We start from the raw sequence: 26,118 nt of genomic DNA on the forward strand, positions 1-26,118 counted from the left end.
TAATTAGTAAATTAATTGAAATTCCGGATGCATTGCCATAATCCATAAAAAGTCCATAACAGCATCCTGATCGGGTTTATTTCCCAGGGCCTTAGTGGCCAGTTTCATTTCATCGGCCATTGGTTTTCTACCCAATGCGTTATTATATACTTCATCAATAAGTGCAGAAGTAGTAGCATTTCGACTAACCCATTTTGCCGCAGCTCTTTTGATTCCTTCATGAAATACGGAACCATTGGTTAGTTCAAGGGCCTGTATCAGGTTGGCCTGTGAACTTCGGCTAGTCGTAACTGTTTCACGAGCCGGTCTTCCCAATGCAGTAAGAAAAGGATCGTTTCTGACCAGGGCGGCCCTTGCAAAAGTCATAATCGTACTCACAGAATCCGGCAGCAGGTTAGTAACGATCACGCTATCCGGGTACAGCGGTTCAAAGGCCATAGCCACTGCATCTGCAAATTGCTCCGCTGTCATGCGTTTTCGGATCATGCCGCTGAATTTGAAATCTTTTGCCAGCAACATTTCAGGCTCCTTCACAGAAACACTGGGTAGCTGGTAGGCTTCCGAACTCATGATAGTGAACAGGAGTTTTTTAAGATCCGCGCCGGAGTTAGCAAAATCATAGGCCAGCCAGTCGAGCAAATCCTGGTTCCAGGGTTCATTGTCCATAACATCTACCGGCTCCACTAACCCTCTTCCAAAAAGCTGGGCCCAGATCCGGTTTACGATGGTGCGGTACAAGCGGCCGTCTTTGGGTTGAACCAGTTTATCTGCCAGTTGCTCCAGCCTTTTTTGCTTGGGAAGTGTTTTATCGATTTCGCCCAACTGGGGATATAACATTTTGGTATCCGCCCATTTGCCGGTGGGCACATCACAACGGGCAATTTGAAGAATCGTATCAGAAAAAAGGTTGGCAAACCCATAGGCATCTTCCAGTTTCCAATCACTGATAAAACTATCGTGGCAACTGGCACATTTCAGATTCAGTCCCAGGAATACCTGTGCAACATTTTGGGCTGCCTGCATTTCTGTACTCTGGCTGGAATTGATGGTACCTCGCCACTGTATACCTCTGATGAAACCCTGTGAAGCTGGTCCGGGATTCACGAGTTCTTTTACCATCTGATCATAGGACTTATTCTCATACAAGGATTGATACAACCATTTGGTAATATCAAAGCGCCCGCCTGTTATGTATCCCGTTCCTGTATAATCGTTTCGCAATAAATCATTCCAAAAGCTCAGCCAATGCTGCGTATAATCGTGTTTTCGGTTAAGGAGGGAGGTGATCAGTCGTTCTCTTTTATCCGGACTAACATCAGCCAGGAAAGCATCAATAGAGTCAGCAGGAGGAATAAGTCCGACCAGGTCCAGGTATACCCGTTTCATAAATAGGCGATCGTCAATTCGGGCAGGCCATTTTTGCTTTGTTTGTTTAAAATAAGCATTCAGCAACCGATCCACCGGATGTTTAAAGGTTCCTTCAACCGGGGGCAATTCAGGGAGCCGGGGTTCCAGGGAAGCTACCCGGTACAGACTTTTCAACGGACCATCGGGCCAGGGAGCACCCTTATCAATCCAGACTTCCAGCAACTTTATTTCTTCTGCCGACAGCGCCTTACCCTTGCCTGGCATGGCGTCTTTATGTGATCTTGGTAATTTGATCCGCCGGATCATTTCCGAGGCGCTGGCATTGCCTGGCTGAATAACCGGACCATTTTCACCACCCTGAAATACAAATTCTTTTTTATCGAGCCTAAGTTCTCCTTTTACTTTGGCGGCACCGTGACAACTGTAACAATGATGCGCAAGGATGCTGCGTACCTGGAAGTTTAATTCAGCGGTGCTGGCTTCATCCAGCGGGCCAGTAAAGGAGGCAAAATTAATTCCGGCTGATGCTTCAGCACCTGGGTCATCCTCTTTTCCTGGAAAAACACTGGTCAGATAATCTTCACCGTGAGTAAGCGAAGCTCCAAAATGTCCGGCTACCGCCATACTGAAAAATGTAAGAGCCAGCATTACAGAGCCCATGCGCCGTTTGTTATTATAATACAAACCAGCAGCCAGCAGACATAAGAGAAGTGTTGTTATACCGGTCCACTGATGTACACCTAATAACTCACCACCATAGGATTCAGCACTGGCCAATAATAATCCTGCAATTACGGCTAACACCGAACTTATGGCTGCCACCACCAAAATGATGCGAATAGCAGGGATGAATTCTGTTTTTTTTCGAAACACTCTTAGCAGGTCCAGCAAAAAAGCGATGGCAATCAATCCAATTGGAAAATGGACCAGGAGAGGATGTAGCCGACCAATCAATACCCAATACCAGGCAGTTGAACTGGATTCGGCCACCGGATCTGCCATTAAAAGAACAGGCAGGAAAACAAACAATAAAAGGGAAACTACTTTCATTACTGGCAATCAATTGGCACTTAACTTAAGAAGGGAAAGCGGATTCACTGTCCTGTTCTGTTCTGAACAGCGAATCTACTCTCCCTTTAGTGTGACAATTTATTGCCGGCTGTAATGCCTTTTATGCGCGGCTCTTATTTCCAAAGGTTATTTGGATATTCTCCGGCTGCCACCAAAGCATCCAGGCTGGCCTGTACACTTGGAGCATCTTCTTTATAGGTAACTCCGAACCAGCTGGAGCTGGTCTGAATAACCGGGATAACGCCTTTACCGGACTTTATAAAATCATCGGCCACTATCGGAATGAAAAATTCTGCCTTGGGTTCCTGGTAATGTTTCTTTACAAAATCGTTGAACATTTCCTGGCTGATAGAGAATACGGAAGGATGGAAACACCAGAAATTCATGGATACACTAGAGTCCAGGGGAAGTTCTGCCGGCTCCTGATTATCATCACAAACAATTTTTCCTTCTTTCATAGCAATATTCAGTCGCTCTGCAATAGACTCCAGGTTTCCGGCAGCATCAACGCGACAAACACCCCGGTTTACCGTACCATGTTCACTAAGGGTTTTCAGGAGTTCGTAACCAATGATAGCGTATTTATCGGGACTGCAAGCTGTTGTCAGGAAATCATACGCTTTTGCAAATGCATCGCGGCCATAAAAATCGTCTGCATTGATTACTGCAAAAGGCTCCTGTACCGCATTTTTTGCACAGAGAACGGCATGTGCGGTACCCCAGGGCTTGGTTCTTCCTTCCGGAACAGTCACATCGGGCAAAAAAGAATCCAGGCTCTGAAACACATAATCAACAGCCACTTTTCCATCCAGCTTGGAACCAAAAACTTCTTTAAAATCATTCACGAATTCTTCCCGGATAATAAAGACAACTTTGCCAAATCCGGCACGGATCGCATCATAGATGGAATATTCCATAATGGTTTCACCACTAGGACCAAACGACTGGATTTGTTTTAAACTTCCATACCTGGATGCCATACCTGCTGCCAGAATTACTAAGGTTGGTTGCATTCTTCTATTTTTGTTTCGGGCACGAATATAAACCATAAGAATGACTTTATCCATTGATACCGACCTTGTTACAATTGATAAAATCCAACTGTTTGCAGATCAGCAGGTGGAAACAAATATGCTACGGCTTGACAAAATCCACCCGCAAATCAGTGGTAACAAGTGGTTTAAGTTGAAATATTACCTCGAGCAGGCATTCCTTGAAAACCGTTCTGGGCTGATCAGTTTTGGTGGCCCCTGGTCGAATCATTTGCTGGCAGTGGCTGCAGCCGCCCGGGAGGCAGGTCTCAAAAGCATTGGAATCATTCGGGGAGAAGCCCCTGCCCAACCCAGCGAAACCTTAGAAGAGCTAAGGAGCCTGGGGATGGAACTGGATTTTGTTAGCCGGACTGCTTACCGGAACCGGGCCCAATTAGTAACTGACCTGAACACCAGCTACCCGGATTATTTGGTGGTGGATGCCGGTGGTCAGGGCCCCACCGGGGCAAAAGGAGCAGCTGAAATCCTTAGCTATGTTCCCGACCTGCATAGCTATACGCATATCCTCTGTGCAGTTGGAACAGGAACAATGCTTGCGGGACTAGCCCTGGCAGCCGGAAAAGAACAGCAGGTAATCGGAATTTGTAGCCTGAAAGAGAAGGAAGAACAAACAGCTTTGATTCTGCAGTGGTTTCCATCACTAGAAAACAGATTTGAGATCAATACAGCTTTCCATTTTGGTGGATTTGCACGCCATACTACTGAACTAACGGATTTTATGAATCTGTTCTACCACCGAACCGGTATACCAACAGATATTGTATACACTGCAAAATTATGTTATGCCTGGAAGCAGTTATATGTCAATAATTTTTTTCAACCCGGTTCACGAGTGCTTATAATTCACAGTGGCGGCTTACAGGGAAACCGGTCACTGGCTCCCGGTATTTTGACATTTTAATTGTTTTTAAAGCATGACGACTGCCTTATATTTGTTCCGATGATGCATCCACAACGCTTATTATTCCGGCTTTGTCCGACTCTACTATTATTTTTCATTTCATTTGCCGGGAGCGCACAGGATACCCTACCTGCTTTTTCGGCAGAGATCAAATCAAAAAACAGGATCATCATCAGTTGGACCAATCCCTATGGAACTAAAATAAAGCAGCTGAGTATCCAGCGTTCCAGGGACAGCAGCCGACTGTTCAAAACAATCATCAGCATACCGGATCCGACAGTTTTAAAAAACGGGTTTGTAGACCAGAATTTACCTGATACCAATTTTTACTACCGGGTATATATTATGCTGGATGGTGGAGATTATGTTTTCAGTCCGGTGCAAAAAGCCCGTACCATTCCTCCACCTCCTAAACATGAACCAGTTACCCGAAAGCCGGAACCGCCCGTAAAACAGGAACCTGTAAAAACGGAGCCGGTGCAAAAACCCAAACCAGTTGAGCCGGAAAAACCTAAACTTCCGGTTCCCCAACCTGAAAAATATCTCGTTATCAAAAAAGGAGATGAAATTGTAGGGGAGTTGAACGAACGGTTCCTGCAACAGTTTCGCGATTCCGTGAGTATGCGAACAAAAGATACCATTCTGTTAAGCAATCGGGATACCCTGTTTATTAAACCCTATCAGCCCAAAGAAGTATACAGTGTTTCTAAATATATATTTATAGATAAAGCCGGACTGGTTCATATTGAATTACCCTGGTACGCCAGGAGAAAATACCTGGTAAAGTTTTTTGAAGAAGACCGCTCCCCTCTTTTTGAAATTAAAGATGTACGGGATGCGGTACTCCTTCTGGACAAAGCCAATTTTATGCAGGCAGGCTGGTATCTTTTTGAAATCTATGAAGACGGAAAACTGCTGGAGAAAAACAAATTGTTTATAGGAAAAGATTTCTGAGTTCAGGAAATGGGCCAACTCCTGTTTGCTTCCATTTCAAAGACCTGTTCAAATTCCCTGAGGAGTACCAGCTTCACTTCCTCCATATCCAGTTTTTTACCCAACTCCTTTTCTAAAGAGGTAACTGACTTCTGACGAATGCCGCATGGGATGATCATATCGAAATAAGAAAGATCCGTATTCACATTAAAAGCAAAACCATGCATCGTAACCCAGCGACTGCAGCGAACCCCCATGGCACAGATCTTTCTCTCCTGCCCCGGTATGGATGGATCCAGCCACACACCTGTTTCACCCGAAGAGCGTTCTCCCTTTAATCCATAATGGGCCATCGTGCGAATGATGACTTCTTCCAGGTTCCGAAGGTATTTGCCAATATCTGTGTATAGTTTCTCCAAGTCGAGTATGGGATAACCAACTATTTGCCCGGGACCATGATAGGTAATATCTCCACCCCGATTGGTTTTAAAGAATTCAATTCCTTTCTGAATACGGGTAGCATCATCAATCAGGACATGTTCCATCAACCCACTTTTACCCATTGTGTAAACCGGAGGATGTTCTACCAATAGAAAAAAATGCCGCGTGGCATCAGGATTACCTGAAGCTTTCAGGACCAGGTTCTCCTGTAGAAGTTTTTCCTGGTAATCCCAGGCGGTTTGATAAGACAGGTGGCCTAAATCACGTAGGAAGAATGGCTGCATTTTGCAAATGTACAACGGACTGCAGCGGGAATTGTATTTTTGCGAAAATTTGAGCACATGGCGATGGATCCGGCAGAAGATGAACTGGAAGACCAGTCGGAAAGTTCCGACGAGTTATATGAACAGCATTTCCTGAAAATAGATGGAGGACAGGAACCTTTACGGATCGATAAATTCCTGGTAGCACGTATCGAATATGCTACCCGCAATAAAGTTCAGAAAGCAATTGATGCAGGCAGGGTATTGGTGAATGGAAAACCTACCCAGTCCAATTACAAAATCAAACCAGGAGACGAAATCGTGGTGTATTCACACCGCGAAAAAAGAGGGGAACATATTGAACCGCAGGCCATGCCCCTGAATATTGTTTATGAGGATCCGGATATTATGATCATCAACAAACCTGCCGGACTTGTTGTGCATCCCGGATCAGGTAACCCCGATGGAACGCTGATCAATGGAGTGGCCTGGTACCTGAAACAGCAGAACCCGGGCATTACGGAAGAAAACCTGCCGCGCTTCGGACTCATCCACCGAATTGATAAAAACACCAGTGGATTAATGGTGCTGGCCAAAACAGATACAGCTGTCACCTCATTGGCCAAACAGTTTTTCAACCATACCGTATACCGCCGGTATATTGCCCTGGTATGGGGTGACCCCACTGAAGATGAGGGTACAGTAATAGCACATATCGGCCGCCATAAGCGGTTCAGGAAACTCTTTGACGCTTACCCGGAGGGGGAATATGGGAAGGATGCCATCACCCATTATACTGTACTGGAACGTTTCGGTTATGTATCCCTGGTAGAATGCCGGCTTGAGACAGGAAGAACACATCAGATCCGGGTACATATGCAGCATATCGGACATCCCCTGTTCAATGATGATTTTTATGGCGGCGACCGAATCGTAAAAGGAACAGTTTACACCAAATACAAACAGTTTATTGATAATTGCTTTGCAGTTTGTCCCCGGCATGCTTTACACGCCAAGAGTATTGGTTTTCAGCATCCGCGCAGTGGTGAAGCCATGAAGTTTGAATCGGAACTGCCAGCAGATATGCAGGAATTGATAGAAAAATGGAGACGCTATGTAAAATCCAAAGGGGATCTAATTTCCGAAACCAAATAAGATAGCAGTAAAAATCCCCCGTTCTCTTTTTTTGAAAGCAACTTTCCAATCGCCGGTATACCGAAGCAGGGAGGGTACCAACTGCTCTCCCACTCTTGTCATTTCCACTTCCATGCGTACATCAAAATCGTATACTCCTGCCCGGTAGCTAAGATCATAGCGGCGGGCGAGTATGCGCATATCGGAAGGATGAAACCAGGTGTCCACCCGGTTCAGCACAATATCTGAACGTTTGCCGGCTGGTAAGTCAGGTAAGGCCGCTATACGAAACACGTATGCATTTTCGCCTTTGTAGTTTTCCATATCGAGCACAAATTCATAGAGCTCCGACATCGGTGGTTCATAAATATTGATCTTATCTCCAATAAAAGGAATACCCGGTATTTTTCTTCCCGGGTTAAAAAAGAGCATCTTTAATTGCTCCTTGTGCTTTTCCAGTCCCCGTTTATTTTTCAGACTAAGCTCTGCCTGCGATACGGAATTGTTTTCACCACAGATTTTTCCATTGGTAAAAAACAAACTGGCATACATTTCCATCGTGGTGTAGTTCCAGTCGCCATTTTTATCCTTGATATCTCCTGCCAGTTTTTCCTCCAGAACCTGCATTTCTCTACACCCATTCTCGAAACTTTGTATAGTACGACTTTGCAGGGAACCACTCACCTTTCCTTTTTTATCCATCATACGGACATCATTTAATGCCGTATAATTGATCTCCCGCAGGTTTTTAAACGCGCGGTAAAAACTGGTATCGAGCTGGATTCTACGCACAAAACCGGGCACATCCAGGTTGGATAGTACCACTACTTCTTTGAGGGTAACGATTTTATCATCTATTGTAAGCAGGGAATCCTGGGCTCTTGCCGTAAAAGAAGAACCAAACAAAAGCAACCCAAAATACAGCAGGGAGGATAAGGATAATTTCAAGTGGATGCGATCTTATTTAGGAAATAACATTCTGTAATCAACCCGGATTTTTCCTTTGGAAATATCATCCAGTTTCCGTTTCAGCAAGGTCCTTTTCAGAGGCTTGATATGATCAATGAAAAGTTTTCCCTCAATATGATCATATTCATGAAGAATGACCCTTGCTGTAATTCCAGTGAAGGTTTTTTCCTGGGGTTCAAATGCATCATTCAGGTAGGTGAGGGTAACCGTTTCTTTACGCATGACATCTTCCCGAACCTTGGGTATGCTCAAACAGCCTTCATTGTAGGCCCATTCCTCTCCATCCAGGTCCTTAATTTGTGCATTGATGAAAACTTCGCGGATACCTTCATCTCCGGGGTATTCTTTCTTTTCATCTTCATCCAGGTTATGAATGATTTGAAGACTGTCCACCACAAATAAACGAATGGGACGATTGATTTGAGGCGCAGCAAGACCTACCCCATTGCTATTGTACATGGTCTCCCACATATCCGCAATCAGTTGCTCCAGTCCCGGATACTCTTTATCAATCTCTGTGCCCACTGCCCGTAGAACCGGATGGCCATATGCTACAATAGGTAATATCATGAATTTTAAACGATTAGCGGGCAAAGTTACGAAATCCGGCCCAACCATTCCTGCAATAAGATGGTAGCTGCAATTTCATCTACCAGGGCTTTATTCTGGCGGGCTTTCTTTTTTAATCCCGATTGCAGAATGGTTTGCTTTGCCATTACGGAAGTATAGCGTTCATCTACCTTTTCAATTGGCAATTGCGGGAAGTTTTTCTGGATTTCCTTTATGGCAGCTGCAACAAGGGGCGTTGCATGTGTTTCGGAATCATCCCAATTGCGGGGATCTCCTATGATGATACGCTCCACCTGCTCTGCCGCCAGGTATTTCTTCAGGAAGGGAATCAATTCTTTGGATTCAATGGTAGTAAGTCCGGTTGCAATGATCTGCAAAGGATCCGTGACTGCGATTCCGGTTCTTTTTCCGCCATAATCAATGGCCATTATTCTGGGCATGGTTATCTATTTTAACGGACCAGTAAATCCGCAATCACAAAAAGGGCAAATACTACACTCGCAATACCATTGGCCGTCATGAAGGCAAGGTTTACCCTGCTGAGATCATTTGGCTTCACGATGGAATGCTGATAGATGAGCATCCCGGTAAATACCAACACCCCTATCCAGTACCAGGCACCAAAATGTCCTTCCAAACCAGCCAGTACCACACTGGTAGTACTTAGTAAGTGAAGCAGTTCTGAAACCCTGAGCGCTTTCTTTTTTCCCAATGCTGCCGGTATAGAGTGCAACTGGTTGGAGCGATCAAATTCTTCATCCTGCAAAGCATAAATAATATCAAAGCCACTTACCCAGAAAATCACGGCGAAAGAAAACAGCACAGGCAGCCAGTCGAAGTAACCTGTAACAGCCAGGTAAGCCCCAATGGGCGCGAGGGACAATCCAAGTCCCAATACCAGGTGACAAAGTGCTGTAAAACGTTTGGTATAACTGTACCCCAGCACTACCAGCAAGGCAACCGGGGACAAATAAAAACAAAGTGGATTGATAAAATAAGTAGCTGCTATAAAGAGTACTGCATTCACAATTGTAAACCAGAGGGCACGATCGGCACTGATGATGCCAGCAGGAATCTCCCGGATAGCGGTCCTTGGGTTTTTGGCATCAAATTGTCTGTCGAGGTAGCGGTTGAAAGCCATCGCTGCACTCCTGGCAAAAACCATACAGGCGATCACCAGCAAAAATTTCAGAATAACCAGTCGGTAATCCTGGGTTAATAAACCAAAATACCCGGTGGAGCCGGTAGCAGCCAGAAAAAAACCAATCATCGCAAACGGCATGGCGAAGATGGTATGACTAAATTTGATCAGGCTCAGGTAATTCTTTACGGTTGACATCGATCTTATATTTTTTTTCGTACCAGCTCCCACAATACAATTCCTGCTGCAATGGAAACATTCAGAGAATGTTTCATCCCAAACTGGGGAATTTCGATGGATCCCTTGCACATCGGTAATACTGCTGCATCAACGCCATTTACTTCATTGCCAAAAATCAGGGCAATTTTCTCATTGGGTTCCTGGTAAAGCTGGTTCAGTGGTATGCTGTCTGTTACCTGCTCCACCGCGAAAACCTCATAGTCCTGGTTCCTCAATTCTTCCACTGCTTCTCTGGTCGTAGCATAATAACGCCAATGAACGGTTTCGGTTGCACCCAACGCTGTTTTATGAATATCCCGGTGGGGTGGCTGTGGGGTATAACCACAGAGATAAATAGCTTCGATCAGGAAAGCATCTGCGGTTCGGAATACACTCCCCACATTATGCATACTTCTAATATTATCCAACACCACCACAACGGGAATTTTCTCGGATTGTTTGAACTCATCTACTGATTTTCTTCCCAGTTCCTCCAGGCGAAGTTTACGCATGCTGCAAATATACAAAGATTGATTCCCAACTTTTCCCCACCGTGATTTCACCCGGAGGGGCATCTGAGGGAAGACCCTATATTTGCTGCCTATGTCGAAATCGAGTGCAGATACCCCGTTGATGCAGCAGCATAAAGCAATCAAACAGCGTTTTCCCGATGCGGTTTTATTGTTCCGGGTGGGGGATTTTTATGAAACATTCGGACAGGATGCCATCATCGCTTCCCAGGTGTTGGGCATCACCTTGACCAAACGCAACAACGGGGCAGCTTCTTCATTGGAACTGGCAGGTTTTCCCCATCATGCACTGGACACCTACCTGCACAAGCTGGTGAAAGCCGGTTACCGGGTTGCTATTTGTGATCAGCTCGAAGATCCCAAACAAGCGAAGGGCATTGTGAAGAGAGGAGTAACGGAGATGGTTACCCCGGGAACCACGACCAATGAAAAACTACTGGAACATCATAGCAATAACTTCCTGGGCGCCTTGTTCTTTGCAGACCAGGATCAGTTTGGCATTGCCTTCCTGGATATTTCTACGGGAGAGTTTTTCCTGGCACAGGGAGACAAAGAATATGCCGACAAACTGTTGCAGAGCTTTCAGCCCGCGGAAGTATTGTTTCAGCGCAACAAACTGAAAACATTCAAGGAAAATTTTGGCAGTCGCTTTTATACCTATACCCTGGATGAGTGGATCTTCCAGGAAACCTATGCGCAGGAAACCCTGCTCAAACATTTCCAGACCCATTCCTTAAAAGGATTTGGTGTTGAAGAACTGCCATTGGGACTGGTAGCTGCAGGTTCGATCCTTCATTACCTGCGGGATACGGAACATCCCAACCTGCAGCATATTTCCTCCATGCAGCGAATCGACCGGGATGATTTTTTATGGATGGACCGGTTCACCATCCGCAACCTGGAATTACTGGGGGCTCCTAACAGTGAAGCACATTCGTTATTGAAAGTGCTGGATCATACAGTATCTCCAATGGGGGCGAGGTTATTGAAAAGATGGATGGTATTCCCCTTGAAAGATCTCTCCAGGATCCAGGAGCGCCTTGGACTTGTAGAATTTTTTATCGCCCAGGTGGAGGAGCGCAATCAGACCAGCCATCGTATTAAACTATGTGGAGATGTAGAACGATTGGTGAGTAAGATTCCCTTAAAAAAGATTGGTCCCAGGGAGCTCATTCACCTTGCAAAAGGATTGCAACAGGTGAAAGAAATCCAGGCAACATGTTCGGATGCAAGCAATGAGTATTTGAGAAGACTCACGAACGCATTGAATCCATGTACCTATATTGCTGATAAAATAGTGCGGGAGCTCATGGAGAACCCTGCCCCTACCACAGCCAAGGGAAATTATATTGCTGATGGCGTGCATGCGGAGCTCGATGAATTGCGATCCATTGCCAGCACCGGGAAGGAGTACCTGGTTAAACTGCAACAGGAAGAAGCTGCTAAAACTGGAATTCCATCACTGAAGATTGGTTTCAACAATGTATTCGGGTATTACCTGGAAGTAACCAACACACACAAAAACAAAGTGCCGGAAAGCTGGACCCGGAAACAGACCCTGGCCAATGCAGAGCGTTATATTACGCCGGAGTTAAAAGAATACGAAGAAAAAATAACCGGGGCCGAGGATAAAATCCTGGCATTGGAATTTTCGATCTTTGAATCCCTTTTGAATGAGTTGCAGGATTTTCTGGCACCGATTCAGACGAATGGAAATATTCTGGCCATACTGGACTGCCTGATCTGTTTTGCGAACAATGCGATTCAATTTGGTTATAAGAAACCGGAACTCAGTGAGCAGGTTGATTTGTATATTGAAGAAGGTCGCCATCCGGTAATCGAACGCTACCTGAACCCCGGTGATCAATATGTATCCAATACGATTACGTTAAACAAAACAGACCAGCAGATTATCATATTGACTGGTCCCAATATGTCGGGTAAAAGTGCCCTACTCAGGCAGGTGGCATTAATTACCCTGATGGCGCATATGGGAAGTTTTGTACCTGCCACCAGGGCCAACCTTCCACTAACCGATAAAATATTCACGCGCGTTGGAGCATCCGATAACCTGAGTGGCGGGGAATCCACTTTCATGGTAGAGATGAATGAAACCGCCAGTATCCTAAACAATGTTACACAGCGCAGCCTGATCCTGCTGGATGAAATTGGCAGAGGTACATCTACCTACGATGGAATATCTATAGCCTGGAGTATGGTAGAACATTTACACCAGATTCCGCAACAGCCGCTGACCTTATTTGCGACGCACTATCATGAACTGAATGAACTCGAAAACAACCTGGAGCGGGTACGGAATTATCATATCACCAACAAAGAGGTTGGTAATAAAATCATTTTCCTGCGCAAACTGGCTCCGGGCGGCAGTACACATAGTTTTGGTATCCATGTGGCGAGGATGGCAGGCATGCCTTCTTCCCTAATCCGCCGGGCCAATGAAATTTTATCACAACTGGAAACACAGCATATTCAGTCAACAGATGAAAAAACACCCAGAGTTGGCTCACTGGATGAAAAGGTAAAAGAAATTGGAGGCCCCAAAATGCAGCTTTCCATTTTTGATGTACACAGCCAGACCTTTGAAAGCATCCGAACCCTGCTGGAAGGACTGGATATCAATCGGCTTACTCCTGTTGAAGCCTTATTAAAATTGCAGGAAATCAAAAACATGATCCGCTGATTGGTTAACTTGCCGGAATGAAAACAGTTCTCCTTGGTATCGCAGCGCTGTTACTGACAGTAGCAGTAAAGGCTAACCCCACACCGGCAAAAATGGTAACACTTTCCAATTATATCTTCAGTGGCAAGGCTGAAATCGGCAGGTTGATTAATGGTACTATTGAAAAAGTGGAAGTGGTATCCAACCGCGACTATTTCACCTGGAAAAAAGAGCAGTTACAACTTACCAAAAAAGGAGAACAAGCCATTCGGGAAAAGAAGGAGCTCACAGTAGATCTGACCTATCTGCTGGATGGAAAGCCCGAAAAGAAAGCCTTCCGGATTTTACATGATCAGTTTCATCGCAATCCGGTCATTGCCCACCGGGGTGCCTGGAAAACACTACCGACTACTGAAAACTCCATCAAAGCCCTGCAGCAGGCAGTTAAATTGGGATGTGCAGGTTCTGAGTTTGATGTACATATGACAAAGGATGATAGCCTCGTAGTGAATCATGATGCGCATTTTAAAGGAAAAGCTATTGAAGACTATACCTATGCAGAGTTATCCCGGGAAAGACTGGACAATGGAGAAATGCTTCCAACACTCCGCTCCTACCTGGAAGAAGGCATGAAACAATATGGCACCAAACTGATTGTGGAAATCAAACCTACAGACAAGGGCGCTGAACGTGCGGTTATTCGTGCCCGTAAGACAGTAGAGCTGGTACATGAACTGGGGGCACAGGCATGGGTCTCTTATATCAGTTTCGATTATAACATTCTCCTCACTGTGCAGCAACTGGATCCAACAGCGCATCTACAGTTTTTGAATGGCAATAAATCACCGGATGAATTGAAAAAAGATGGCATGCCCGGATTGGATTACCACTATTCAGTATTTCAGAAAAATGAAAACTGGATAACAGCTGCCAAAAAACAGGGCATGGTACTGAATGTATGGACAGTAAACGATGAAAAACTGCTCCGGTATTTCCTGGAAAAAGGTTTTCCCATGATCACTACCAATGAACCGGAATTACTGTTCAGCATCCTTAAAACATCCCCTTCAGTTTCGCAATAACCTGGTCGATTTCCGCTGTAGTATTGTGTTTGCAGAAAGAGAAGCGAACCGCCACTTTGTTGGGGTCGTTGTTGAAAGCACGTATTACATGTGATCCCAAATCAGCACCACTGGTACAGGCACTTCCACCGGAAGCACAGATACCATTGATATCGAGGTTAAAGAGCAGCATTTCGGATTTCTCTGTTTTGGGGAATGCCACATTCAGTACAGTATATAAACTCTTGCCAAAGCAATCGCCATTGATGGTGGTTTCGGGAATTTCTTTCAGCAATTGCTGCGCCATATAAGCTTTCAATTCCCCGATATAAGCACTGTCTTTTTCATAATTGGTCATTGCCAGTTCCAGGGCTTTGGCAAAACCAACAATTCCATAGAGGTTTTCTGTACCTGCGCGCATGTTGCGCTCCTGCGATCCGCCATGAATAAAGGGTTTGATCTGTACATTTTCATTGATGTACAGGATACCTACTCCTTTTGGGCCATGAAATTTATGTCCGGCTCCTGTAATAAAATGAACCGGTGTATTGCGCAAATCAAAAGGATAATGCCCCACGGTTTGAACGGTATCGGAATGAAAAATGGCATTGAACTCTTTACAGATCTCTCCTACTTTATGAATATCTGTCAGGTTACCAATTTCATTGTTCGCATGCATCAGGGTAACCAATGATTTCCCATCATGCGCAGCAAGCAGTTCCCTGAGTTGTCCCAGATCTACATGCCCGTCTGGTAAAACCCGGATCCAGCTAACAGCAATTCCATGTCGCTGCTGGAAGTATTCCACCGTATGCAGGGTTGCATGGTGTTCAATAGGTGAACTGATGATATGGGTGCAGCCAAGGTCCAGAATGGCTGCCTGTATAGCCGTATTACTGCTTTCTGTACCCCCGGAAGTGAAAAAAATCTCAGCAGGATGTGCACCCAGTAATTTAGCCACGGTTTTACGGGCATTTTCAATAGCCAGCCGGCTTTCTCTCCCATAGGAATAAATAGAAGATGGATTACCAAATTTCTCTGTCAGGTAAGGCATCATCGCTTCCAGAACAAGTGGATCGAGGGCCGTGGTAGCTGCGTTATCCAGGTATATGCGTTGCACAAGTATGATTTAAATAAAAAAAGCCCGCTGATATCAGCGAGCCGCAAATTTCCAAAATTATTCTGATTAATCCCTGTTCGGATTTATTGGATGAATTCTTTGATATCCTGCATCAGGCGCAAAGCGATATTGTTGGCAGTAGTCTCAAAATTACTCTCCGCATAAATCCGGATAATGGGTTCAGTATTGGAGGTCCTCAGGTGTACCCAGTCGGATTCAAATTCAATCTTCAAACCATCCTCCGTATTGATCGGCTGTTTTTTGTATTTCTTCTGAATCTGCTCAAAAATTTCTTTCACATTGATTCCTTTCTCCAATTCAATTTTATTCTTGGAGATGAAATAATCCGGATATCTGTTTCGGAAAGATTTGATGCCGTTTTTGTGTTGTGCAAGCGCGCTCAGGAAAAGTCCGATTCCGATGAGCGCGTCGCGGCCATAATGAAAATCAGGCACGATGATTCCACCATTTCCTTCTCCACCAATCACCGCATTCATTTCTTTCATTTTCTTCACCACATTCACTTCACCTACTGCTGAAGGAAAATATTCTCCACCATGTTGCAGAGTGATCTCCTTAAGCGCTTTGGTGGATGACATATTGGAAACCGTATTTCCCTTCCGATGCGAAAGCACATAATCAGCAACCGCCACCAGTGTGAATTCCTCCCCAAACATGCTGCCATCTTCACAAACAAAACAGAGCCTGTCCACATCCGGATCCACTGCAATACCCAAAGCAGCACCCTGTTTTTTTACTTCTGCACTTAAGGCAGATAAATTTTCGGGCAAAGGCTCGGGGTTGTGAGCAAACCGTCCGTTTACTTCTCCATTCAGCACAATTACTTCTTCCACTCCCAATGCATTTAACAGTTGCGGAACTGCCAGTGCGCCGGTGGAATTGATGGCGTCCACTACAACCTTAAACTGCTTTTGGGCAATGGCCTCGCGATTCACCAATGGGTAGTCCAGTACTGCCTGGATATGTTTTTCGAAGTAGCTGTTATTGGTAGTAACTGAACCCAGTTTATCAACCGATGCGAACTGAAATTTCTCACTGGCCGCAAGTTCCAGCACACGTGCACCGAGTTCAGCGGATATGAATTCTCCAGCACTGTTTAGTAGCTTCAGTGCATTCCATTCTTTTGGATTGTGACTGGCAGTCAGAATGATACCTCCATCCGCCTTTTCCCAAACCACTGCCATTTCTACAGTTGGAGTAGTACTCAGTCCCAGGTCAACTACATTGATACCAAGTCCCACCAGGGTTTGTGTTACCAATTGGCTTACCATTTCACCGGAAATCCGTCCGTCTCTTCCTATTACAACCCTCGCAGTTTTTTGATTCTCTAATAAAACACTGCCATAGGCGGCAGCAAAACGAACAATATCAAGAGGTGTTAAGTTTTCAGTAGGATTACCGCCGATCGTTCCTCTAATGCCAGAAATACTTTTTATCAATGCCACAATTCAAAGGTTTATGAGTTCAAAAATAAGCGTTTCTGCCTTGTGGTGAGCAGCCTAATTCCTGAAGATTTATCAAAAATTGGCCAGCTCCGATTACATTTGGTAAAAATATTCTAATGGCAGCGGTAGAATGGTTCGAAAAATGGTTCGACTCCCCTTACTATCCGGTACTGTATCACCAGCGGGATGAAGCAGAAGCGGATGCATTTGTGGATCGGCTGATCAACCATTTGAATCCCGTGCCAGCGGGCTCTAAACTGCTGGATATTGCCTGTGGCCGGGGACGTCATGCGCAACACCTGGCCAGTAAAGGATTTGATGTTACTGGAATTGATTTATCTCCCTGCAGTATTGAAGCAGCCCAGCAATACAGTTCAGATACCCTTCATTTTTATTTACATGATATGCGTTTACCTTTTTGGGTGAACTATTTTGATTATGCTTTTAATTTCTTTACCAGTTTTGGTTATTTCCGAACGGAAAGAGAAAATTACAATGCCATCCGAACCATGGCCAATGCCCTGAAACCAGGTGGCACCCTGGTAATTGATTATTTAAATACCCACTACACGGAAGATAACCTGCAGTACACACAAGAGGAAGAATACAGGGGTATCAAATTCTATATCACTAAATGGTTTGATGAAACGCATTTTCATAAGAAAATCGAGATCATGGATGAACAACTTAGCGAACCATTGATATTTACTGAACAGGTGGCTAAGTATTCACTGGGGGATATGACAGATATGCTCGCATTTCACAATCTCCAGGTGCAGGAAGTGTATGGAGATTATTTCTTCGGACATTATGATGTAAAAAAATCGCCCCGTATGATTGTGCTGGCGAAAAAATTCCTGCCACCTATTTAGCCGTTGTTTTTTTGTTGTGTAACAAAAGATAGCGGGCCGTTTCAAAATAAGCCTGCGACCACCATTCATACCAGTCAACCGGCGGCTCCTCTTTGTTTTGTTCTTTATTAAAATCTGCCCAAACAATACTTTGAATATCACCCTGCAATGATTTAGAATAATAAAACTGATCGTATAAAATACCCCGGTTTTTATTGTTGATATCCAGAATAAAGGCCCTGCTTTCAGCACCCTTTCCAGAGAAATGCATATTGGCCAGGTCTCTGCCCATTGTTGAATTCCGGTAGGGAATATTTGCAATGCCGGCAATGGTTGGGAGCACATCCACCTGGGAAGCTAGATCATGCACCCGCTTTACCGGAATTTTTCCGGGTGCATAAAACAGGAGGGGCACATGATTGGAAGAAAGTGAATTTTTTGTCCAGGACTCAGGGAACAATGGCCCTGCATTTCCGGCGATGCCGTGATCACCTACAAATACAAAGAGTGTATTTTCAAAATATGGAGCCGTTTTTGCCTGCTCCATGAATGTTTTGAAACAATAATCCGTATATCGGAATGCATTCAGTTCCTCGTTGGATTCGAATCCATATTTACGTAAACTATCCAGGGGGAAATTCACAACGCCCAGCGCTTCGCGGTCTTCTTCCGGTATCGTGTAGGGGCGATGGTTATCGGCTGTTTGTATGACTGCAAAAAAAGGATGTTGTTCGTTACGCAATATTTTATCGGCCTGTAAAAAAAGATGTTTATCGCTGATACCCCAAACATCAATCTTGGGTGCATCATAATCCTGCTCTTCAAAAATTTTTAAGCCCGCAATATTGTTATTGAGAATGCCTCTGATATTCGCCCAACTGGTACTGCCCCCGATGAAATAATATTTACTGTGGTCTTTAAAATCATTTACGATCATGTGCTGATCCACCATCATAGGATTGCGACTGGAAGTTTTCACCAGTTCCACATCCGGGATGCCAGTTAAAGTGGCCCAAACGCCCCGCGCAGTGGCAATGGTTGGGGTGAAACAGTTATCGAAAAACAATCCATTTTTACAGAGTTCCGCAAAATAGGGAGTCGTATTCAGGGGATTGCCCCACATGGAACTTTTATACCCGCTGAAACTTTCACAAATCACCAGTATAATATTGGGTGTTTGAGTGCCTGCCCAGTTTGCAAGCGTATCGGGCTGAACCTGACGGGTATACCTAAGCGCCGTGCTATCCTTTTCAGTAACTCCCAGCCAATCCGCCATCTGGTTATAGGAAGCCCGGACTTTCGCCAGGTCGTAGGAGGTAGTTCTGAAACTAAATGAACTGAAAAACGACTGAATGGGGTTCAATGCGATATTGGCTTTGAAATCAGAGCCCAGGTTAAAGGCATCACTCCAGCGAAGGGGGTACTGCCCTACCCGGCCAAAAATTCCAATTGCAAATAGTATCCCCAATAGCAGCGGATACATCCATTTGAAAGGAGATACTATTGGTTGAGCTGGCTTTTCTGTCCATTTGAACATGCGTCGAAGGCTTAAAACCATCAACCAGGTAAGCACGATTATAGCCAGCAGCAATTGAATAACCGGATAGGTCTGCCACACCATGGTGGCTGAAATACCGGCATCCTGCAGGAAACTTAAGGCACTGGCATTGATGCGTTGGTTCAGGTAGCGGAAATGAAGAAAATCAATGATATAGAAAATGATCAGTACCAAAAACACGAGGCCCAATATCCAGGTCCAGCCTTTTTTAGCAGCCTTGTTTTGAAAGGGATTCAGTGGCTTAAAGCTCCCCAGTACTAACAGTACCAGTCCAATTACAGATACCAATCTAAGGTCATACCGTACTCCCAGCCAGAAAACCGGCCAATTGGAACCAGCTTCTTGTCCGGGTATGGCAAAGATCATATAAGTAAACAATCTTGCCACACTCATGGTGACCAACAAAAAAATAAGTACCAATAAAATCCATCGAATCAATGGGGACAATCGAAACATGTGCGCGAATTTCGCAATTATTTACACATACCGGTTTAATTCTTGCTAACTACTTATTTTTGTGTAAGTTGTAATAGATATGGAATTTTTTAAACGGCTGGTGGAATGGGATCAGCACCTGCTTCTTGAGATCAATACCCACTGGCAGTATCCGGTGCTGGATTTCCTGTTCCAGCATATTCGGGAAACTTATTTCTGGATACCCTTGTACCTGTTTTTCCTTGTCCTGGCGATCCAGAATTTTGGAAGAAAGGGTTGGTGGTGGGTTCTATTTGCTATCTGTACCATCGCGCTCACAGATCAATTCAGCAGCAACCTGATTAAAAATAACATTATTCGTTTACGCCCTTGCAGAGATCCTGAATTAATGGATCAGTTGCGTTTTTTTGTACGATACTGTCCCCGCAGCAGCAGTTTTACCTCTTCTCACGCGACTAATCATTTTGGATTTGCCACTTTTGTTGCTACCACCCTGCGGCCCTACCTGGGCAGATGGATCAACTGCCTTTTTGTATTTGCCGGTTTGGTAGCATTCGCACAGGTTTATGTAGCAGTGCACTACCCACTGGATGTACTGGCAGGTGGTTTGTTTGGATTCCTGCTGGGTATGCTGATGAGTAGTATCTTCAATAAAAATATTGGCCTGCCCAAACTGGCTGGAAGCTGAACTAAGCAATCATGATAGAGATCTTTATAATATTTGGTTTAATACTGTTGAATGGCCTTTTTTCAATGGCCGAAATAGCACTGGTTTCAGCAAGAAAAGCAAGGTTGGAGGCACAGGCACAGAGAGGTGATGTACGAGCAAAAGAAGCATTGGCACTGGCCAACCACCCCGACACGTTTTTATCAACCGTACAGATTGGTATCACCCTCATTGGGATCTTAACCGGTATTTTCTCAGGAGATACGGTTACATCTGATGTGGCTGCCTTTTTCAAAGACATCCCTTTCTTAAGTGCTTACAGTAATGGACTTGCAACTGCAGTAGTCGTGATTGTGCTCACCTATTTCAGTATGGTGCTGGGTGAATTATTACCCAAACGAATCGGTTTATCCAATCCGGAAAAAATCGCGAAGCTGGCAGCAGGCCCGATGCGCATCATCAGTTTGGCAACGCACCCTTTTATCTGGCTCTTAAGCAAATCGACCTATTTATTAACGCGTTTGCTGGGTGTAAAACCGAATGACTCACAGGTAACGGAAGAAGAGATCAAAGCGATTATCAGTGAGGGCACGGAACAGGGAACCATTGAAGAAGCAGAGCAGGAAATCATTGAACGGGTGTTTCATTTGGGCGACCGGAACATTACCTCCCTGATGACACACCGCAGTGATATCATCTGGTTTGATCTGAATGACAATGAGCAAAGCATCAAGGAAAAAATTGTAAAAGAACCGCACAGCATTTATCCCATTTGTGATGGGGATATAGATGATATCAAAGGAGTAGTTTCCATTAAAGACCTCTATATCACCAGCGATCTCACCCTGTTCAAACATATTATGAAACCCGCCATGTTTGTTCCGGAAAACAATACCGCCTACCGGGTGCTGGAGAAATTCAAGGAAACCCAGCTCCACTCCTGTTTTATCGTGGATGAATATGGATCGGTATTAGGAATGATTACGCTGAATGATATCCTCGAAGCCATTGTGGGTGATTTGCCTCAGCCGGATATCGAAGATTATGAAATCATCAAACGTGATGATGGCTCCTACCTGGTAGATGCGCAGATTCCTTTCTATGATTTCCTTTCCCGCTTTGAAATGACCGACTGGATGCATGAAGGAGAACAGGAATTCAATACCCTTGCCGGATTTATTTTACACAAACTGGAACGGATTCCTCATACCGGCGATACGCTTGAATGGAAAGGATTCCGGTTTGAAATTATCGATATGGACTCCCTGCGTATTGATAAAATCCTTGTTACTATTTCCCAGGATATCCGGGAAGGAATGGATGATGAAGATTAAAAACTGGCACTGAACTGCCTTTCCGGATTCATGACCTTTCCACTTTTACGCTGGCCGTTTGCATTCAGGTGCATAATATGTATCTGCTGATCGAGTACATTGTACAACAGTGTGTTTTCAATAGCCAGCTGTTTTACTTCTGCAATATTGGAAACCTGGACATAACACCAGGCGGCTTCTCTTTCTTTTTCGTATCCGACATATTCAAATGTAACTGGTTTGCCGTTTACTTTTAAATGAACATTATTCTGAATATATTGAAAAATCCAGGCATCTGTCTGTTTGGGATCTTTTGGATTGGTCAGGTCTACGGTTGTTTTGTATTGTGCAGAAAGCCCCCTTTCAAAATCATCAATAAATAACTTGATACTGATCTCCAGCGTCTGGTCGGCTTTATTGTGTTGCACTTCGGTTACTCCCACAAAAAATGGATGCATCCAGCTCATCCAGGAAACCAACATCCATTTAAACAAAATTGCAGCCATTGAACATTTTTATTTTTCCAGCACAAAACTCTGTTTTATTTTGGTAGCTTACGAATTTATGCAGGATTTTAACCTTTACTTCGGGCTCGGTGTAGAACATATCCTAACCTGGGATGCGTTGGATCACATATTATTTGTTTCTGCACTTTGTTTGCGGTACAAACTGGAGGACTGGAAAAAAGTTGCCATCCTGGTAACAGCTTTTACCATTGGTCATAGTCTTACACTGATATTAAGCGTTTTGGGATATGTAACGGTATCTGTACCATGGATTGAATTTCTGATTGCGCTCACCATTGCCGGTACTGCAGGCATCAACCTGTTTTTCAAACCGGGAGGAAAGCCTGAGAAATTACCAATCATTTATTTTTTCGCGTTGTTTTTCGGTATGATACATGGATTGGCATATGCCAACCTCCTGCTCGACCTTGAAGGCGGTGAGAACCTGACCAGTCATTTACTGGCTTTCAACCTTGGTATTGAAGTTGCGCAATTATTAGTGGTAGCGGTTGTCTTGGCGCTATCCTTTATTTTTGTAGAGAAGTTGAACATTCCTCAACTATGGTGGATCCGGGTTTGGTCTTTATTGATTCTACTATTCGCACTTAAAATTGCGTGGGAAAGATTCCCGGAATTATTAAATAAAACACAAACAGCAATAATAACAACAAAGCAATGAGAAATCTCCTACTTGCATGCCTGGGTTTATTGTCAGGTTCGGCAATGGCTCAGAACCTTCAAAACAACCCCGGCTCCAATCACGGGAACAAATTCGAGCAGTTGGGCACCATCCTGCCAACACCGAATGAGTACCGTACCGCCAGTGGTGCACCTGGTCCAAAGTACTGGCAACAGCGTGCAGATTATGACATTAAATGTGAACTGGATGAAGAAAAACTCCGGTTAACGGGTAGTGAAACTATTACCTATTACAACAACTCTCCGGATGTATTGTCCTATCTCTGGTTTCAGCTGGACGAGAACGAGCACAGCTCTGAAAACAATGCCAACTACCAGGATGCGAGCAGCATGGGCAAACAGGCTGTTGACATGCAACTGGACCGTATGGTACCTGAAAAAAATGACAATGGTGTCAATATCCTGAAACTGACCGATGCATTGGGTAAACCAATGAAGTATACTGTTAATAAAACCATGATGCGTGTTGATCTGGCTACGCCCCTGAAGCCTGGCCAAAAGATCATAATGAAAATTGACTGGAATTACAAGATCACCGATCGCATGAAAGAAGGCGGCAGAGGTGGTTATGAATTTTTCCCCGAGGATGGTAACCATCTTTTCACCATCACTCAGTGGTATCCCCGCTTGTGTGTATACAGTGATTTCCAGGGCTGGCAGAACCACCAGTTTACGGGTCGCGGTGAATTTGCCCTCACATTTGGCAATTTCAAAGTACAAATGACTGTTCCCGCTGACCATGTTGTGGGCTCAACCGGCGAATGTCTGAACTATGCTCAGGTATTGACCCCTACTCAAATGGCTCGCTACCAGAAAGCGCAAACGGCTAAAGATGTAGTTGAAATCGTGACACTGGAGGAAGCTAAAAAAGCGGAGAAGGCAAAAAGCAAGGCCAAAAAAACATGGATTTATAAGGCAGATAACGTTCGTGATTTCGCCTGGACCTCCAGTCGCAAGTTTGTATGGGACGCCATGCCTGCCATGGTTGAAGGCAAAAAAGTAATGTGTATGAGCTTTTACGGAAAAGAGGCATATGGATTGTATCGCCCTTATTCTACTAAAGCGGTTGCACATACTATTAAATCCTACAGCAAATTCTCTATCCCCTACCCTTATCCGGTTGCTCAAAGTGTAGAAGCTTCCAACGGTATGGAATACCCGATGATCTGTTTCAACTATGGACGTACGGCTCCTGATGGAACCTATAGCGAGGGTACCAAATATGGTATGCTGGGTGTAATCATTCATGAAGTAGGACATAACTTCTTCCCGATGATTGTAAACAGTGATGAGCGTCAGTGGAGCTGGATGGATGAAGGCCTGAATACTTTTGTAGAATACCTGACAGAAGAATTGTGGGATAATAAGTTTCCGAGTCGTCGTGGTCCGGCTGTAGGCATTGTGGATTACATGAAGCTGCCCAAAGATCAGTTGGAGCCAATTATGACCAACAGTGAAAACATCATCCAGTTTGGTCCGAATGCGTATTCCAAGCCAGCAACCGGATTGAATATTCTGCGTGAAACCATCATGGGCAGAGAGTTGTTTGATTTTGCTTTTAAAGAGTATTCACGTCGCTGGGCGTTTAAGCATCCGACACCTGCGGACCTGTTCCGTACCATGGAAGATGCAAGTGGTGAAGACCTCGATTGGTTCTGGAGAGGCTGGTTCTACAGCACGGATGCAACTGATATTGCAATTGATACGGTTAAATACCTAACACCTGAGTTTGCTGATCTGCCAGCACAGGCAAGCGGCACCCGTAAGATTAAACTGGCCAAACCCCAGGTGAATGAATTTGAGGATATCTCCAAGATTCGCAACCGGGAAGACAAGAGCATCGTATTTGAAACCGATCGCGATACCACCTTGCGTGATTTCTACTGGAGATATGCACGCGGACTGGAGCCTTATGATACTACTTCTTACGAAGTACCGAGCAATGTAAATGTAGAGAAAGCTGATGCTGCGCTGCAGGAAAAGTATGGAAGTAAACACATTTATGAGGTTGCATTTGCCAACAAAGGCGGACTGGTAATGCCCATCATCGTTGAGTTTACCTATGAAGATGGTACCAAGGAAGTGGATCGCATTCCTGCCCAGATCTGGAGGAAGAATGAGAACAAAGTAACCAAGGTTTATGTGAAGGACAAGAAAGTAAAATCCATCCAGCTGGATCCGATGAAGGAAACTGCTGACATCAACGAAGGCAACAACAGCTGGGGTACGATCGCAGCTCCAAGCAAGTTCCAGTTGTACAAGTTCAAGCAGGCTGCACGCGGACAAAGCACTGGTATTACGCCAATGCAGAAAGCGATGGAGAAGAAAGAGAAGAAGGGATTTTAAGTGAAATGTGAGACGTCAGAAGCATGGAAGATGGAAGAATGGAAGATGGAGAATGGAAGACGTGATCACCCAAAAATAGAAAAGTGGGTACCAGAAGTTTGGTACCCACTTTTTTTGGTAATAGGCTGAGTCTATTCGTTAATTTTAGAATATAATTCTCCACCCGAATAAACAAACAGACATGAATAGAAAAATGGTTTTTATAACACTTTCAGACAGTGGCATTGAGACGATAAAATCAAATCCAGAATTGCCAAAAAAGGAGATGGAATTTGTCAATCAAAGTTTACCCTACTTTCCATACATGGCAAATATTGTTTACCATAATTTGAACAAACAGTTTTAAGCCTTGGCAACCATGTTTCTTTTGGTGGCGGCTGAGCCAATCAGCCTGATATATGAGCCAATTGTGGGTATTTATGAGCCAATTATGTTAGGTTGTGAGCCAATTATGGTGATTTTGGGGCTGGTTTAAGGGTAATTTGAGCCAATTCGAGCTTTTCATGAACCAATTCGGTGTGGCTCCTGAAACAGAAACGAAAACCCGCAATTGCAGTACCAGCGTGCATTAAAAGGCAAAACAAGCGCTTGGTCAGCTTTCTGTCAAGATCAATTTTTTTGTTTCATCCTACGTCATCCTACGCCATCCTACGTCTTCCTACGTTATTCAATTGACCCACCTATAACCCAAAACCGTCCCAGAAGCGTTACTCCTATACTCTTTTCTACATTCACCCTTTATTTTCCAATCATTCGACCATTTTTCTACAACCAGTCAGTCAAATTCAACCACATGTGCACTACTGTTTCACCATTCCGGAAGC

General features: G+C 44.5%; 22 protein-coding genes. 10 read left to right on the top strand and 12 right to left on the bottom strand.

The annotated features are described in order from the left end of the window. Nucleotides 1-3: 3 nt before the first annotated feature. Both MD536_RS05820 and MD536_RS05825 read right to left on the bottom strand, forming a co-directional pair. Nucleotides 4-2,418, bottom strand: a complete 2,415-nt coding sequence (locus tag MD536_RS05820) for a DUF1549 domain-containing protein (protein ID WP_239596667.1) — start codon at nucleotides 2,416-2,418, stop codon at nucleotides 4-6. A gap of 134 nt (nucleotides 2,419-2,552) precedes the next feature. Then, nucleotides 2,553-3,452, bottom strand: a complete 900-nt coding sequence (locus MD536_RS05825; RefSeq protein ID WP_239596668.1) for a nucleotidyltransferase family protein — start codon at nucleotides 3,450-3,452, stop codon at nucleotides 2,553-2,555. 40 nt (nucleotides 3,453-3,492) lie between these two features. On the opposite strand from MD536_RS05825, the gene MD536_RS05830 reads away from it, so the two are divergent. Further along, complete coding sequence (locus MD536_RS05830; RefSeq protein WP_239596670.1) at nucleotides 3,493-4,392, top strand: 1-aminocyclopropane-1-carboxylate deaminase/D-cysteine desulfhydrase; 900 nt, start codon at nucleotides 3,493-3,495, stop codon at nucleotides 4,390-4,392. Nucleotides 4,393-4,431: 39 nt separating this feature from the next. Continuing rightward, nucleotides 4,432-5,346, top strand: coding sequence for a hypothetical protein (locus MD536_RS05835; RefSeq protein WP_239596672.1), 915 nt, complete (start codon nucleotides 4,432-4,434; stop codon nucleotides 5,344-5,346). Between the two features lie 2 nt (nucleotides 5,347-5,348). On the opposite strand, the gene lipB is transcribed toward MD536_RS05835, so the two are convergent. Continuing rightward, nucleotides 5,349-6,050: a lipoyl(octanoyl) transferase LipB gene (lipB, locus tag MD536_RS05840; RefSeq protein ID WP_239596674.1), complete on the bottom strand. Its 702-nt coding sequence runs from the start codon at nucleotides 6,048-6,050 to the stop codon at nucleotides 5,349-5,351. 57 nt (nucleotides 6,051-6,107) lie between these two features. Here lipB and MD536_RS05845 point away from each other — a divergent pair, with 57 nt between their 5' ends. Further along, the gene (locus MD536_RS05845) at nucleotides 6,108-7,184 is read left to right on the top strand and encodes an RluA family pseudouridine synthase (RefSeq protein WP_239596677.1); all 1,077 of its coding nucleotides are present in this window, start codon (nucleotides 6,108-6,110) and stop codon (nucleotides 7,182-7,184) included. Here MD536_RS05845 and MD536_RS05850 read toward each other — a convergent pair. From MD536_RS05850 to MD536_RS05870, 5 genes are read right to left on the bottom strand one after another with little or no spacing between them, the layout of a single operon-like run. Further along, on the bottom strand, nucleotides 7,164-8,111 hold the full coding sequence (locus tag MD536_RS05850; protein ID WP_239596679.1) for a hypothetical protein: 948 nt from the start codon (nucleotides 8,109-8,111) through the stop codon (nucleotides 7,164-7,166). The genes MD536_RS05845 and MD536_RS05850 overlap by 21 nt on opposite strands. Nucleotides 8,112-8,123: 12 nt before the next feature. Further along, entirely contained in the window at nucleotides 8,124-8,702 is a 579-nt protein-coding gene (def, locus tag MD536_RS05855; RefSeq protein WP_234863942.1) for a peptide deformylase, read from the bottom strand. Nucleotides 8,703-8,728: 26 nt separating this feature from the next. Continuing rightward, nucleotides 8,729-9,142 (bottom strand): Holliday junction resolvase RuvX, encoded by a 414-nt coding sequence (gene ruvX / locus MD536_RS05860; RefSeq protein ID WP_239596680.1) that lies wholly within the window; start codon nucleotides 9,140-9,142, stop codon nucleotides 8,729-8,731. A gap of 11 nt (nucleotides 9,143-9,153) precedes the next feature. Then, nucleotides 9,154-10,041 (bottom strand): UbiA-like polyprenyltransferase, encoded by an 888-nt coding sequence (locus MD536_RS05865; RefSeq protein ID WP_239596682.1) that lies wholly within the window; start codon nucleotides 10,039-10,041, stop codon nucleotides 9,154-9,156. 5 nt (nucleotides 10,042-10,046) lie between these two features. Beyond that, nucleotides 10,047-10,574 (bottom strand): RNA methyltransferase, encoded by a 528-nt coding sequence (locus MD536_RS05870; protein ID WP_239596684.1) that lies wholly within the window; start codon nucleotides 10,572-10,574, stop codon nucleotides 10,047-10,049. Between the two features lie 91 nt (nucleotides 10,575-10,665). Here MD536_RS05870 and mutS point away from each other — a divergent pair, with 91 nt between their 5' ends. Further along, entirely contained in the window at nucleotides 10,666-13,293 is a 2,628-nt protein-coding gene (mutS, locus tag MD536_RS05875; RefSeq protein ID WP_239596686.1) for a DNA mismatch repair protein MutS, read from the top strand. 17 nt (nucleotides 13,294-13,310) lie between these two features. After that, on the top strand, nucleotides 13,311-14,354 hold the full coding sequence (locus MD536_RS05880) for a glycerophosphodiester phosphodiesterase (protein ID WP_239596688.1): 1,044 nt from the start codon (nucleotides 13,311-13,313) through the stop codon (nucleotides 14,352-14,354). On the opposite strand, the gene MD536_RS05885 is transcribed toward MD536_RS05880, so the two are convergent. After that, nucleotides 14,326-15,453 (bottom strand): cysteine desulfurase family protein, encoded by a 1,128-nt coding sequence (locus MD536_RS05885; protein ID WP_239596689.1) that lies wholly within the window; start codon nucleotides 15,451-15,453, stop codon nucleotides 14,326-14,328. The genes MD536_RS05880 and MD536_RS05885 overlap by 29 nt on opposite strands. 83 nt (nucleotides 15,454-15,536) lie before the next feature. Then, on the bottom strand, nucleotides 15,537-16,919 hold the full coding sequence (gene glmM, locus MD536_RS05890; protein ID WP_239596691.1) for a phosphoglucosamine mutase: 1,383 nt from the start codon (nucleotides 16,917-16,919) through the stop codon (nucleotides 15,537-15,539). A 116-nt stretch (nucleotides 16,920-17,035) separates the two neighbouring features. Between glmM and MD536_RS05895 the strand changes: the two genes are divergently transcribed. Further along, nucleotides 17,036-17,791 carry a class I SAM-dependent methyltransferase gene (locus MD536_RS05895; RefSeq protein WP_239596693.1) on the top strand — a complete coding sequence of 252 codons (756 nt, stop codon included), beginning with the start codon at nucleotides 17,036-17,038 and terminating at the stop codon, nucleotides 17,789-17,791. On the opposite strand, the gene MD536_RS05900 is transcribed toward MD536_RS05895, so the two are convergent. Beyond that, the gene (locus MD536_RS05900; protein WP_239596695.1) at nucleotides 17,784-19,784 is read right to left on the bottom strand and encodes an LTA synthase family protein; all 2,001 of its coding nucleotides are present in this window, start codon (nucleotides 19,782-19,784) and stop codon (nucleotides 17,784-17,786) included. The two genes, MD536_RS05895 and MD536_RS05900, sit on opposite strands and share 8 nt — an antisense overlap. A 79-nt stretch (nucleotides 19,785-19,863) precedes the next feature. On the opposite strand from MD536_RS05900, the gene MD536_RS05905 reads away from it, so the two are divergent. Both MD536_RS05905 and MD536_RS05910 read left to right on the top strand, forming a co-directional pair. Next, a complete protein-coding gene (locus MD536_RS05905; RefSeq protein WP_239596697.1) occupies nucleotides 19,864-20,451 on the top strand; it encodes a phosphatase PAP2 family protein in 588 nt (195 codons plus the stop codon). A gap of 11 nt (nucleotides 20,452-20,462) precedes the next feature. After that, on the top strand, nucleotides 20,463-21,764 hold the full coding sequence (locus MD536_RS05910) for a hemolysin family protein (RefSeq protein ID WP_239596699.1): 1,302 nt from the start codon (nucleotides 20,463-20,465) through the stop codon (nucleotides 21,762-21,764). Here MD536_RS05910 and MD536_RS05915 read toward each other — a convergent pair. Further along, a complete protein-coding gene (locus MD536_RS05915; RefSeq protein WP_239596701.1) occupies nucleotides 21,761-22,249 on the bottom strand; it encodes a DUF6702 family protein in 489 nt (162 codons plus the stop codon). The genes MD536_RS05910 and MD536_RS05915 overlap by 4 nt on opposite strands. A 58-nt stretch (nucleotides 22,250-22,307) precedes the next feature. Between MD536_RS05915 and MD536_RS05920 the strand changes: the two genes are divergently transcribed. Both MD536_RS05920 and MD536_RS05925 read left to right on the top strand, forming a co-directional pair. Beyond that, nucleotides 22,308-22,928, top strand: a complete 621-nt coding sequence (locus MD536_RS05920) for a HupE/UreJ family protein (protein ID WP_239596703.1) — start codon at nucleotides 22,308-22,310, stop codon at nucleotides 22,926-22,928. Beyond that, nucleotides 22,925-25,294: a M1 family metallopeptidase gene (locus MD536_RS05925; protein WP_239596705.1), complete on the top strand. Its 2,370-nt coding sequence runs from the start codon at nucleotides 22,925-22,927 to the stop codon at nucleotides 25,292-25,294. Before MD536_RS05920 ends, MD536_RS05925 begins: the two co-directional genes overlap by 4 nt. Nucleotides 25,295-26,118 lie beyond the last annotated feature (824 nt).

It is taken from the genome of Flavihumibacter cheonanensis (assembly GCF_022352215.1).
GTDB lineage: Bacteria > Bacteroidota > Bacteroidia > Chitinophagales > Chitinophagaceae > Flavihumibacter > Flavihumibacter cheonanensis.